This window comes from Rhodococcus sp. 2G (assembly GCF_001886355.1).
GTDB classification, from domain to species: Bacteria; Actinomycetota; Actinomycetes; order Mycobacteriales; family Mycobacteriaceae; genus Rhodococcus; species Rhodococcus pyridinivorans.
Map to the genome: position 1 here is coordinate 2,093,364 of NZ_CP018063.1, position 12,637 is coordinate 2,106,000.

General features: G+C 67.9%; 12 protein-coding genes and 1 pseudogene. 5 read left to right on the top strand and 8 right to left on the bottom strand.

Annotated features, from left to right (window positions below):
- Positions 1–108: 108 nt before the first annotated feature.
- A complete protein-coding gene (locus tag BO226_RS09770; RefSeq protein ID WP_039584007.1) occupies positions 109–981 on the bottom strand; it encodes an SCO6745 family protein in 873 nt (290 codons plus the stop codon).
- A gap of 45 nt (positions 982–1,026) precedes the next feature.
- Entirely contained in the window at positions 1,027–3,186 is a 2,160-nt protein-coding gene (uvrB, locus tag BO226_RS09775) for an excinuclease ABC subunit UvrB (protein ID WP_016692792.1), read from the bottom strand.
- 45 nt (positions 3,187–3,231) lie between these two features.
- Between uvrB and BO226_RS09780 the strand changes: the two genes are divergently transcribed.
- The 3 genes from BO226_RS09780 (at position 3,232) to BO226_RS28055 (ending at position 6,155) form a co-directional block, all read left to right on the top strand.
- The gene (locus tag BO226_RS09780) at positions 3,232–3,774 is read left to right on the top strand and encodes a DUF402 domain-containing protein (RefSeq protein ID WP_071935110.1); all 543 of its coding nucleotides are present in this window, start codon (positions 3,232–3,234) and stop codon (positions 3,772–3,774) included.
- A gap of 462 nt (positions 3,775–4,236) precedes the next feature.
- The gene (locus BO226_RS09785; protein ID WP_071936400.1) at positions 4,237–6,027 is read left to right on the top strand and encodes a sodium:solute symporter family protein; all 1,791 of its coding nucleotides are present in this window, start codon (positions 4,237–4,239) and stop codon (positions 6,025–6,027) included.
- Positions 6,024–6,155: a putative transporter small subunit gene (locus BO226_RS28055; RefSeq protein ID WP_006553992.1), complete on the top strand. Its 132-nt coding sequence runs from the start codon at positions 6,024–6,026 to the stop codon at positions 6,153–6,155. The genes BO226_RS09785 and BO226_RS28055 overlap by 4 nt, the downstream gene beginning before the upstream one ends.
- Positions 6,156–6,158: 3 nt before the next feature.
- On the opposite strand, the gene BO226_RS09790 is transcribed toward BO226_RS28055, so the two are convergent.
- Entirely contained in the window at positions 6,159–6,569 is a 411-nt protein-coding gene (locus tag BO226_RS09790) for a LuxR C-terminal-related transcriptional regulator (protein WP_232238098.1), read from the bottom strand.
- A gap of 340 nt (positions 6,570–6,909) precedes the next feature.
- On the opposite strand from BO226_RS09790, the pseudogene BO226_RS09795 reads away from it, so the two are divergent.
- Positions 6,910–7,430 (top strand): annotated as a pseudogene (locus BO226_RS09795) (RNA polymerase sigma factor); the annotation flags it as partial.
- An 85-nt stretch (positions 7,431–7,515) separates the two neighbouring features.
- Positions 7,516–7,692 (top strand): hypothetical protein, encoded by a 177-nt coding sequence (locus BO226_RS27005; RefSeq protein ID WP_019289654.1) that lies wholly within the window; start codon positions 7,516–7,518, stop codon positions 7,690–7,692.
- A gap of 26 nt (positions 7,693–7,718) precedes the next feature.
- Here BO226_RS27005 and BO226_RS09805 read toward each other — a convergent pair whose 3' ends face one another.
- From BO226_RS09805 to BO226_RS09825, 5 genes are all read right to left on the bottom strand, one after another.
- The gene (locus BO226_RS09805) at positions 7,719–8,408 is read right to left on the bottom strand and encodes a TetR family transcriptional regulator (protein ID WP_083543612.1); all 690 of its coding nucleotides are present in this window, start codon (positions 8,406–8,408) and stop codon (positions 7,719–7,721) included.
- 203 nt (positions 8,409–8,611) lie between these two features.
- On the bottom strand, positions 8,612–9,274 hold the full coding sequence (locus BO226_RS09810) for an FMN reductase (RefSeq protein ID WP_024101166.1): 663 nt from the start codon (positions 9,272–9,274) through the stop codon (positions 8,612–8,614).
- Positions 9,271–10,413, bottom strand: a complete 1,143-nt coding sequence (locus BO226_RS09815) for an LLM class flavin-dependent oxidoreductase (RefSeq protein WP_019289657.1) — start codon at positions 10,411–10,413, stop codon at positions 9,271–9,273. The genes BO226_RS09810 and BO226_RS09815 overlap by 4 nt, the downstream gene beginning before the upstream one ends.
- 97 nt (positions 10,414–10,510) lie before the next feature.
- Positions 10,511–11,728, bottom strand: coding sequence for a dephospho-CoA kinase (coaE, locus tag BO226_RS09820; protein WP_198040628.1), 1,218 nt, complete (start codon positions 11,726–11,728; stop codon positions 10,511–10,513).
- 47 nt (positions 11,729–11,775) lie between these two features.
- Positions 11,776–12,609 carry a DUF5602 domain-containing protein gene (locus BO226_RS09825; RefSeq protein WP_071935114.1) on the bottom strand — a complete coding sequence of 278 codons (834 nt, stop codon included), beginning with the start codon at positions 12,607–12,609 and terminating at the stop codon, positions 11,776–11,778.
- Positions 12,610–12,637 lie beyond the last annotated feature (28 nt).

Genomic DNA, 12,637 nt, shown 5'->3' on the forward strand with positions numbered 1-12,637 from the left:
TCGTCGACGGAGGACACGCACGCTCCCCCGCCATACGCTGCGTCGACAGTAGCGGGATGGGCGGCCCGGGTGGGACGTTTGGGTCTCATCCCACAATCAGGTTTGATGTTACCGCGCGTCACCGTAACGCGGGCCGAACAGGCCGGCAGGGAATACCTCGGCGTCGACGAAGGCGTCGCGCCACGGCAACGCGAGGTCGAGCAAACGTTCCACCCCCTCCTCACCGAGCGCAGTCCACGGCGCGACCGCCAGGTCGTCGGTGAGATCCTCGACGAGTTCGCGGACCTCGAAGCCCTCACCGGTGAGCTCGCCGCGCTTGTCGAGCAGGCCGCGCCCGCGCAATCCCTTCTCGGCGTCCGCCCACTCGTCCCGCGACCAGCCCCGCAGCTTCCGGGCCGGATCGGTCGCGAACCCGATACCGGTCGCCGTATGGGTGACGAGCGCATCGAGCCCCGAAAGCCCTGCCGTCTGCAGCGCCGCGATATGACCGTCGCCGCGATACTCGCGCAGCAGGGTCAGGGCGTGCCACAGGCGCAGGTGCGCCTCCTCGGGCCAGGGCAGGTCGGCGTAGGCGGCGTAGAGCGGGCGACCGTCCGGGCCGGGAATCGCCCGCGCCGCGGTGGCCGCGAGGTCCGCCGCCTCGTTCATCTCCGCGGAGCCGAGTACGTCCTGCCCGAGGACCCGTCGATGGAGTGCGTCCAAAGCCCGCAACCGCGCCGCGATGATCGTGGCCGGCTCGGCCGTCTCCCACACTGCCGGGACGGCCGATGCCACCAGGCGGGGCGAGAAGCTGCAGAACGTCGCTGTCACGACCCCGGGGCCGACGGCACCCAGGGGTGCCGCGCGTCCACCGAAGTACTGCGCAGCCGGTCCGTCGACACCGAGCGCGGCGAGTTCGCCCGCGATGTCCGGCGCGAAGTAGACGACCAAGTGCAGCAGTTCGAGTGCGCGGGCAGCACGCCCGGCGGAAGAGGGATCCATGGGAGTGGACCCTACCGAATCTCCGGCGCCGATCGGGCCGGGCGACTACTTCAGACCCGCGGCGTCCATGCCGCGCAGCTCCTTCTTCAGATCGGAGATCTCGTCGCGAAGCCGTGCGGCCAGCTCGAACTGCAGGTCGCGGGCGGCCTGCATCATCTGGTCGGTGAGCTGCTGCACGAGATCGGCGAGCTCGGCGCGCGGCATCGTCGAGGTGTCGCGACCTTCCACGACACCGGAGCTGACGGCCCGTCCGGACTCGCCCTGGGCTCGGCGACCACGCGAAGCGTTGCGGCCGGAGCCGCCCACCTCGACGGCCTCGGTGTCCTCGGCCTCCTGATAGACCTGGTCGAGGATGTCGGCGATCTTCTTGCGCAGCGGTTTCGGATCGAGACCGTGTTCGGTGTTGTAGGCGATCTGCTTCTCGCGCCGCCGTTCGGTCTCCTCGATGGCCCGCGCCATCGAGTCGGTGATCTTGTCGGCGTACATGTGCACTTCGCCCGAGACGTTGCGGGCCGCGCGGCCGATGGTCTGGATCAGCGAGGTCGTCGACCGCAGGAAGCCTTCCTTGTCGGCGTCGAGGATCGCCACCAACGACACCTCGGGGAGGTCGAGACCCTCGCGGAGCAGGTTGATGCCGACGAGCACGTCGTATTCGCCCAGGCGCAGTTGTCGCAGCAGTTCGACGCGGCGCAGGGTGTCGATGTCGGAGTGCAGATAGCGCACCCGGATACCGAGTTCGAGCAGGTAGTCGGTGAGGTCCTCGGCCATCTTCTTGGTGAGGGTGGTGACGAGGACGCGTTCGTCGCGCTCGGCACGTTCGCGGATCTCGTGCACGAGATCGTCGATTTGTCCCTTGGTGGGCTTGACGACGACCTGCGGGTCGACGAGGCCGGTGGGCCGGATGACCTGCTCGACGAACTCGCCGCCGGTCTGTCCGAGCTCGTACGGGCCGGGGGTGGCCGACAGGTAGACCGTCTGCCCGATGCGGGCGGCGAACTCCTCCCAGGTCAGTGGCCGGTTGTCGACCGCCGACGGGAGACGGAAACCGAAGTCGACGAGGTTGCGCTTGCGCGACATGTCGCCCTCGTACATCGCGCCGATCTGCGGCACGGTGACGTGCGACTCGTCGATGACCAGGAGGAAGTCCTCCGGGAAGTAGTCGATGAGCGTCGCGGGCGCGGATCCGGCGGGGCGTCCGTCGATGTGGCGGGAGTAGTTCTCGATGCCGGAGCAGAAGCCGACCTGCCGGATCATCTCGATGTCGTACTGGGTGCGCATGCGCAGACGCTGCGCCTCGAGCAGCTTGCCGCGGTTCTCCAGATCGGCCAGGCGCTCCTCGAGCTCGGCCTCGATACTCGCGACGGCGCGTTCCATGCGCTCGGGACCGGCGACGTAGTGGGTGGCCGGGAAGATGCGCAGGGAGTCGACCTTGCGCACGACGTCGCCGGTGAGTGGGTGCAGGTAGTACAGCGCGTCGATCTCGTCGCCGAAGAACTCGATCCGCACGGCGAGTTCCTCGTAGGCGGGGATGATGTCGACGGTGTCGCCCTTGACGCGGAACGATCCGCGGGTGAACGCCATGTCGTTGCGGGCGTACTGGACGTCGACGAGCAGGCGCAGCAGCGCGTCGCGCGGCACCTCCACACCGACCTCGAGCTGGATGGACCGGTCGAGATAGGACTGCGGGGTACCGAGACCGTAGATGCACGAGACGGACGCGACCACCACGACGTCGCGGCGGGACAGCAGCGACGAGGTGGCGGAGTGCCGCAGCCGCTCGACGTCGTCGTTGATCGACGAGTCCTTCTCGATGTAGGTGTCGGTCTGCGCGATGTACGCCTCGGGCTGGTAGTAGTCGTAGTACGAGACGAAGTACTCGACTGCGTTGTTGGGCAACATGTCTCGCAGCTCGTTGGCGAGCTGCGCGGCCAGGGTCTTGTTGGGCGCCATCACGAGGGTGGGTCGCTGGACGCGTTCGATGAGCCACGCGGTGGTGGCGGACTTGCCGGTACCGGTGGCACCGAGCAGGACGACGTCCTTCTCCCCCGACTTCAGCCGGCGCTCGAGCTCGTCGATGGCGGCGGGCTGATCGCCCGCCGGTTCGTACTCGCTGACGACCTCGAAACGGGCCTCGGTGCGCTCGATCTCACCCACCGGCCGGAACTCGGAGTGTGCGACGACGGGATGCTCACTTGCGAACGCCATGGAATCCAGAGTAAGCGCTCCCACCGACACGCATCGCGATCCTGCATGCGGCGCGGTTCGCACGCTAGCGTGCATCCCGTGTCCGCGACCCCGCATCCCGTGAAGACCGAGATCTTCGACGTCGCCACGAAGACCAACATCGACCCCAAGGGCTTCGCGCGGGCTGTCGACGAGTACCGCGTCGAGGAGTGGGGGCTGTACATGGCGCGATCGTCCGACCACCCGCAGTTCCACTATCTCGAATCGTGGTTGCTGCCGGACCTGCGTCTGCGGGCCTCGATCTTCCATTTCACGCCGGGCAACGAACGCGACCAGGACCGGTACGTCGACGTCGGTGAGTTTCGGCGCGAGGGCGACGTCTGGTACTCCCACGACCACTATCTCGACCTGATCGTCCGCACGGGCCGCGACACGACGGTCGAGGACATCGACGAACTGGTGGTCGCGGTCACCGCCGGGATGATCGACGCGGCGGCGGCCGAGACGGCGATCGACACGGCACTGCGGGCGGTGGACGGCATCGCCGCGCACGGCCACGACCTCGACGCGTGGCTGCGGGAGCGGGGCGCGCCCGTCTCCTGGCGCTGACGCGCACCACCGCTGCGCAGGTGCCGTCACCTGCGCAGACAGCGGGGGCGCAGGAGCGAAAAAGTTACTGCCGCAAAGGACATGGTAATCTGCCCCGGCCGGCGAAGCAGTGCACCGAGAAGGCGACCATCGGGGCCGGCCCGGATCGCCCCTCCGCGTGCACATCACCCGACCGAGGACACCCCTCGCGCCGGCGGCGCGCGCCCGTGCAGCCCACGAGCGCCGACGAGAACGCCGCCGATCACTTCGTCGGCACACGCCCGGATCCGGGCGTGCCCTGCTGGAGCGGTATGCCGCGCCCGCCGGCCCGTGGCCGATCGGGCGCCCGACGCATGCCCACCGTCCGGCGGTGGATCGGACCGACGCCGCAGCGGAACCGACAGACAGGACGCGTGCAGCGCGCCCTGCGTTCCACTGCGCTCCGACGACCGCGGACGTGACGCGAACACGAAGGAGGTCGCAGTGAACGGCACCGAGCTCGTTCGGTTCAGCGCCGCGACGATCGTTGCCCTGCTCGTAATCTTCTACGGCGGAACGCTTCTCGTCTCCGCCCGAATCGGGAAGAAGGACGAGAACGCCGACGGCTACATGACCGCCGGCAACAAGGTCGGTTTCGGGGTGTCGGCGGCCAGCATGACCGCCACCTGGATCTGGGCGTCCTCGCTGTACGCCTCGGCGACCTCCGGATACACCTACGGCATCTCCGGCCCGATCCACTACGGGCTGTGGGGCGCGTTGATGATCCTGTTCATCTACCCCTTCGGGAAGCGCATCCGCGCGGTCGCCCCGAAAGCACACACCCTCGCCGAGGTCATGTTCGCCCGGCACGGGCGGTCGAGCCAGCTCATGCTGGCCGGTTCGAATCTCGTCGGCAGCCTCATCAGCCTGATGTCCAACTTCATCGCCGGCGGTGTGCTCATCTCGCTGATCTCGCCGTTCGGCTTCGTCCAGGGTGTCGTCTTCATCGCCGCCGGTGTGCTGCTCTACACCCTGTGGTCCGGCTTCCGAGCGTCCGTGCTCACCGACTTCATGCAGGTCGTGGCGATGCTCGGTGCGGTCGTTGTCATCATCCCGGCGGTCTTCTTCATCACCGGCTTCCCCGACGCGTTCGACGGTGGTTCCGGGAACCTCACCGACCAGCAGAGCGACTTCTTCTCCAGCGATGCCTTCCTGAACCAGGGCGCACCGTACATCGCCGCCGTGCTCGCGTACGCCATCGGCAACCAGACGATCGCGCAGCGCCTGTTCGCGGTGCGGGAGGATCTCATCAAGCCCACCTTCGTCACCGCGACGATCGGCTACGGCGCCACCGTCATCGGCGTCGGCATGTTCGGTGTGCTCGCGCTGTACCTGGGCATCGACCCGATGGACGGCGACGTCAACAACATCGTGCCGCAGATGGTGGCGTCCTTCCTGCCCACGGCTCTGGTCGTCGTGTTCTTCGTCATGATCATCGGTGCGCTGTCGTCCACGGCCGATTCCGACCTGTCGGCGCTGTCGTCGATCGTCATGGCCGACATCTACGGCCAGAACATCGCCGGCGGCACCCGCAATGCCGATCCCAAGCGGATGCTCTTCATCGGGCGCGCCACGATGGTCGTCGCGACCGCAGCCGCCGTGGCGTTCGCGAGCATGAGATTGAGCATCCTCGACCTGCTCGTGTTCGTCGGCGCGCTCTGGGGTGCGCTGGTCTTCCCCGTCATCGCGAGCTTCTACTGGCACAAGGTCACCAACAAGGCGTTCACGACGTCGGTGCTCGTCGCCCTGGCAGCGTTCCTGCCGGTGCGTTTCGGGTGGTTCCCGATGGACGGGGTGCTCGCCTGGACGGTGGACATCGCATCGGTCGTCGGTGTCGGCGTGATCGCGGGTCTGATGGCATTCGGCTTCTTCGGACTCCGGGCCGCACGCGTCATCGGTGTCGTCGCCGCGGGGGTCGTGGCGCCCTTCGCGCTCGGCTCGGTCCACGACTACGCCGTGCTCAGCGCCTCGCTCGTCGCCTACGCGGTCAGCACGGTCGTGTGCTGGGCGATGTCCGTGAACTCCGACGAGAACTTCGACTTCGAGGTCATCGCGCAGCGTGTCGGTGACTTCGACGTGGCTGCGGACGACGTGACACCCGAAACCGACCCTGACTCCCCGAACGCCCCTGACTCCCCGAACGTCCCTGCCTCGGCGAACGTCCCTGCCTCGGCGAAAACCCCTGGGTCCGAGACGGACGCCGCGGCGACCACTCCGGAGAAGGAGAACCGATGAGCACGCTCGCACTGACCGTCTACGTCCTGATCTGGCCCGTACTCGTCGCCGGTGTGCTGGCGGCGCTCTGCCGCGGTTTCTTCAAGGAGTGGCTGCAGGCCCGACGGGACGGCGAGGATCTGATCTGACCGTCACCGCAGGATTCCCTCCCGCACGGCTCGGAGGACCGCATTCGTGCGGTCCCGGGCGCCGAGCTCGAGCAGGATCGACGACACGTGGTTCTTCACGGTGCCCTCGGCCAGGAACAGCACGTCGGCGATCATGCGGTTGCCGAAGCCCTCGGCCATCAACCGCAGCACCTCGAGTTCACGTTCGGTCAACTCCTGCACGACCGGGGTGTCGTCGGGCTGTGGAGCGGAGCGGATCGCGCGCAGCAACCGGTCGGTGATCGAGGGGGCGACGAGCGTGCCACCCTCCTCGAGGGTCCGTACCGCACGGGCGAGTTGCTCGAGCGTGACGTCCTCGAGGAGATATCCCCGGGCTCCGGCACGTAGGGCCGCGAGCACGAGTTCGTCGTCGCCGAAGGTCGTGAGCACGAGCACCGGGACTTCGAGGCTGCGCTCGCGGAGACGGTCGATGGTCCACGAGCGGTACGTGGCCGAACTCTCGGGCTGCGGCCGGTGGGGAACGAGGCTCCCGAGAACGACTCGCTTCGTACGATGTCACAGCGCTTGGCCACCCAGTACGTGAAGTTCGTCCGCTCCGAGGAGATAGGCTTGGGCGAGAACTGATCTCGCGGTATTGTCGACGGGTGGTCGACGCTGCCCCCGACGGCGTCGACCACTTCGGGCCGCGAAACGTTCGTAACTCCGCCGCCCGTCGAACCGAGTCTCGAATGCGCATGTGGGGCAATGTGACTGCTCGGGATGGCGAGGGGGCTCGATGGACGAAGCCGAGTTGATCGAGCGGTGCCGGGCAGGCGATCGGGCAGCGTTCGCCGAACTCGTCGCACCGTCACGGGAACGCGTGTGGGCGGTCTGCGTCCGGATCACAGGAAACCGGCACGACGCCGAGGATGCACTGCAGGATGCGCTGATCGCGGCGTGGCAGAATCTCGGCAGATTCCGTGGCACAGCAGCATCCGGAACGTGGTTGTATCGCATCGCGAGCAATGCGGCGCTCGCTGTCGTGCGGACGCGACGTGGTGAGGTCCTCGACGAACGGCTCGGGGCGAATACGTCTCCGGGGAAACGCCTCTCGCCGAGAGCGTGGTCGACGGTGATGTGGTCCGGCGAGCTTTTCTCCTTCTCCCCGAACAGTTTCGGGTTGTCATCGTGTTGCGTGAGTATGCGCAGCTCGGTTACGCCGAGATCGCAACGCACCAGGGCGTGGGTGTGCAGACGGTGAAGAGCCGGATCAGGCGTGCCCGTATGCAACTCGCCGATCTACTGAGTCCGGCACTGCTCGGCGCCGAAGAGGTTGCCCTCCGACCGACGGTCGGGTACGCCGACACGGAGGGCACCGAACCGCCGAGGACAACCCGGAAGGATGAGCAATGACGCAGAGCGAACCGATTTCGTTGCCCCCGTCGAGGGAATCGATGAGAACGATATCGAGCACCCCGCCATCGACGACCTGCCGATCGAACAACTCGATGATCACGGCAACGACGAGCTGCCGAAGCCGGAATTCGTCGTCGACGCAACCGATCCCGACTCGAGGTAGCCGGCCCTGCAGAGATCCGGCCCGCATCATCGCAGTCCCATCCCGGTCGATCCGAGATCGGCGACCACCTCGTGCAGTGGTCGCCCGACCGGACCGACCGCCAGTAGACCTCGGATCGTCGCCGTGAGGACCATCGTCGAGAATCCTTCGTGGTCGAATTCCGGAAGGTCGCGATGGGCCTCACCCAAGCGTTCGTCGGCGCTCAGCCGTTCGGCGACGTCGTCGCGTTGCTGCCGGAGCCCCGAGATACGCTCGAGCTGCGCTTCCTCGGCGACCGCGAAGTTGATCGCGGCGCTCGCCACCGCACTCGCCAGTGCGACCGCGACGTCGGGTGTGTACCCGCGGCGCACGAGAGCCTCGACCTCGCTCACCATCAGCCGCTGCCCCGCTTCCCCACGCGGGAAGAGGGTCTGCATGTAGGTTCCCAGGCCCGCATGGGCAAGGACGAACGCGCGTAGCTGCAGACCGAACGACAGCAGGTGCCGTTCGATGTCGTGCTCCGAATCGTCATGCAGAACGAGATCGCCGAGCAGACTCTCCCCCACGACGAGTTCGAGTCCCCAGCGACCGTCCACGTGGCGGTACAGCGCCGTTGTGGAGACGCCGAGTTCCGCGGCGACAGCGTTGAGGCTCAACTGTCGCAGCCCGATCGCTCGACCGACACGGATGATGTCCTCCATGTCGATCTTGCGTACACGTCTGCGGACGCCGGCCACCCCGCTCGTTCCTCCGGTCACCTTGAGTTAGACCCCATAACTTAAGGAACTATAGGTGTCGCTTCAGGGAACGACAAGTCGCCGATTCGTTCTCGGCGGGCTGCACCGGGCGAACGGCCCGGCGGCCGAGCTTCGCTCTCGCCGCGAACCTGCTCAGCGCGCATCCGCCGGCGGACGACCGAACCGGTCCGCGACGTCGGGGCTCACCCCAGGTGACGTCCGAGCAGTTCCCGGAAGGACGGCCCGTCCGTGCGGACCGCGTTTCCCGACACGCGCGGCCGTCCGGCGGGCACGGCGTCCGAGAACCCGCGGGGTGATCCCGTGCTGCGGGTGATCTGCTCGGCGAGTTCGTCCGCCGCCCTGCCGATCCGCCCCTTCAGTGCCGTGGCCGCCTCGCCTGTTCCGAAGTCGTCGGTGGTGGCGAAGACGCCGGTGGGCACGACGAGCGCACGCAGATAGCTCAGCAGCGGGCGCATCGCATGGTCGAGGACCAGTGAGTGTCGGGCGCTACCCGCGGTCGCGGCGAGCAACGTGGGCACACCGGTGAGCGTGTCCGGATCGAGCGCGTCGAAGAACATCTTGAACAGACCCGAGTAACCGGCGGCGAAAACCGGGCTCACCGCGATCAGACCGTCGGCGGTCGCGAGTTGTTCACGGGCTCGTGCGACCGCTGCGGTAGGGACACCGGCGGTGAAGGTGGTGGCCAGATCCATCGCGAGGCTGCGTAATTCGATGACCTCGGTTTCCGCGTCGTCTCCGCGCGTGCCGACCGCGACACGAGTGGCCTCGGCGATGCGGTCGGCGAGCAGACGGGTGGTGGACGGCTCGGCCAGGCCACCGCTGACGACGACGATACGGCGGGTCATCGGGCGTCCACCTCTTCCGGCACGAGGTCGACGCGGGCCGGGATCACCTGACGGTGCGCCGAGTCGGCTCCCTGCGCGGCGAGCGTGCTGTGTGTGGGCGGGTCGGACGGCACGTGGGCGGGGCGGCGGCGTTCGAATTCCGCTCGCAGTACCGGCACGACCTCCCGGCCGAGGATCTCGATCTGCTCGAGCACGACGTCGAGCGGCAGGCCGGCGTGGTCCATGAGGAACAGCTGACGCTGATAGTCGCCGGCGTAGTCGGCGAAACCGAGCGTGCGTTCGACGACCTGCTCGGGTGTGCCGACGGTCAGCGGTGTCATCGTCGAGAAATCCTCGAGCGACGGGCCGTGGCCGTAGACGGGGGCGTTGTCGAAATAGGGACGGAAGATCCGTTTCGCCTCGGCCTCGGTCTCCGCCATGAACACCTGGCCACCGAGCCCGACGACGGCCTGGTCTGCGGCACCGTGACCGTACTGCTCGAACCGCTGCCGGTAGAGAGCGATCATCTGCTGGATGTGTTCCTTGTTCCAGAAGATGTTGTTGTGGAAGAAGCCGTCGCCGTAGAAGGCGGCCTGTTCCGCGATCTCGGACGAACGGATGGAACCGTGCCAGACGAAGGGCGGGGTGTCGTCGAGCGGCCACGGGGTGGAGGTGTAGCCGTGCAGCGGTGTGCGGAACTTGCCCTCCCAGTCGACGACGCGTTCGCGCCAGAGCCGTCGCAGCAGGTGGTAGTTCTCGATGGCGAGCGGGATGCCCTGCCGGATGTCCTTGCCGAACCACGGGTAGACCGGTCCGGTGTTCCCGCGTCCCATCATGAGGTCGACGCGGCCGCCGGACAGGTGCTGGAGCATCGCGAAGTCCTCGGCGATCTTCACCGGGTCGTTGGTGGTGATGAGGGTGGTCGCGGTCGAGAGGATGAGCTTCTCGGTCCTCGCGGCGATCCAGCCGAGCATCGTCGTCGGCGAGGACGGGACGAAGGGGGGATTGTGGTGCTCGCCGGACGCGAAGACGTCCAGGCCCACCTCCTCGGCCTTCAGCGCGATCTTCGTCATCGCGACGATGCGCTCATGTTCGGTGGGGACCCGGCCCGTCGTGGGGTCGCGCGTGACGTCGCCGATGGTGAAGATGCCGAACTGCACGGTCGAACCTCCGTCAAGTAGTTGAACTGTCAACTATTCTAACGGGCGGGTCGCCCGGAAGATTCCCGGGCGGGTCTCCGCCCGGGATCCGGACCCCCTAGGCCGACCAGCCGGTGCTCTCGGCCCACTCCCACGCGCGGTGATGCGCCCGGTCGAACCACGGCGCCTTGAGCGCTGCGTAGGTGGCCGCCGCCTCGGCACGATCCGTCTTCTGCGACGCCCCGACTGCGGCATCGGCCTTGAGGTCGGCGTACTCGCGCTTCGCGGTGTCGACCGCGGACAGCCAGTCGCGCAGTAGCAACGCGAACTGCTGGGCGGGCCAGCCGTCCACCCGGACCGCCACCCGCGCCGGACGGCCGGGATCGGCGCTGCCGTGCAACCGCATCTCCCACACCGCCGGGTCGGTCTCTCCCCCGGCCCCGTAGGACGGTTTCGGATCGTCGGTCACCACATGGTCGATGCGCGGGAAGCCCGCAGCAGCCAAGGCGGGTGCGAGCGCATCGGCTGCCGCGAGATCGCCGACGGTGATCTGCAGGTCGATGACGTCGACGGCGGCCAGACCGGGCACCGCGGTGGAGCCCACGTGGTCGATACGCTTCGCCGCGCCCCCGGCTGCGAGGGCCAGCCGGGCGACGAGCCGCTGCGCCTGCCGATGCCATTCCTCGCGCGCGGGCACGAGAACCGGATCCGCCTCGACCACCACACCGGTGCGCAGATTTCTCTCGAACGGCACCAGGCGATCGTTCCACAGCGTCCGGACCTGCTCGACCAGCACCTGCTGATCACCGGTGTTGTCGAGCCACACATCGGCGACCTCGCGCCGTTGTTCCTCCGTCGCCTGCGCCGCGATCCGCGCGCGGGCGTCCGCCTCGGGCATGCCGCGCAGTTCGACGAGACGCCGGATCCGCTCCGTCTCGTCGGCGTGCACGACGGCGACGAGGTGGAAGGCCGGCGCCATCCCGCCCTCGACGAGCAACGGGATGTCCTGCACGACCACCGCGTCGTCGGGCGCAGCGGCGACCAGCTCGGCGGTACGGCGCCCGACCCGGGGATGGGTGATGGCGTTGAGAACCGCGCGGGCATCGTCGCTGGCGAACGCCTTCGCCGCGAGGGCAGGGCGGTCGAGGGTGCCGTCGGACTGCAGGATGTCCTCGCCGAAGGCGTCGACGAGCTCGGCGAGTCCCTCGGAGCCGGGAGCGACGATCTCCCGGGCGACGACATCGGAGTCGACGATCACCGCCCCGAGTTCGACGAGCTCCTTGGCGACGGTCGACTTGCCCGCGCCGATTCCTCCGGTCAACCCCATTCGCAGCACGCTGCCCAGTCTCGCATCACCGCGTCGCCGGGGCACCTTCGCGGTCCCTACGACGCCTCGCGCATCGTCAGCCCCGACAACGCCACGACATATTCGCCCGCCTGTTCGTCGAAGTCGACGGTGTACACCGTCGGGTAGTAGCCGGTCCGTTGGTACGACGACGGTTGTTTCACGACCTCCCGCAGGGACGGCTTCGCCGCCAGCCACTCCCGCGTCATCATCGGCTCGATGAAGATGAACTCCCCGTCCCACGACCCGTTGAGCAGCACCTCGGTGAACTCGAAGGATCCGGGGATCACGCCGTCGGCAGCGTCCGTCCAGTGCATGCCCATGAACGGCACAGTGTTCTCGACCGGCGGACCGGGCGGTGGGATGTACCCCTCCGGAACGTATTCGGGGTCGGGGAGCCGCGCCGCGCGCTCCGCGAAATCGGGCGCGCCCGGGTCCACCTCGCGGTCGGCGTCCGTCGTGTAGAAGTGCATGTCGAAATGGGGCGCGCCGTAGAGGATCTCCGGATCGTGCCCGTTCGGGTTCCAGTCCAGCATCACGTGGTCGAAACCGGTGTCCGGGGCGCCGGCGGGAAGATCCAGCATGAGCATCGTCATCTCGGCGTCCGGGCCGTCGGGAAGGCCGGTGAGCACGGACTCGGACATCCGGATACCGACCTCACGCGGCCTACCCTCGTGATCGACGACGACGTAGGTGCGGGAGATGCCCTCCCCCAGTTCGCTTTCCGGTCCGTAGAGGGTGGTGACACCGTGATGGTGTCCCGCGGTCTCTGCGCCCTCGGCGGTCGGGACGGATCCGTCGCCGCAACCCGTCAGGGCGAGAACGGCGCAGGTGGAGAGGGCGAGTGCGGTGATCGATCGAGAAGTTCGCATTGCCTGCCTTGTGGGAGTGGAGGGGCTC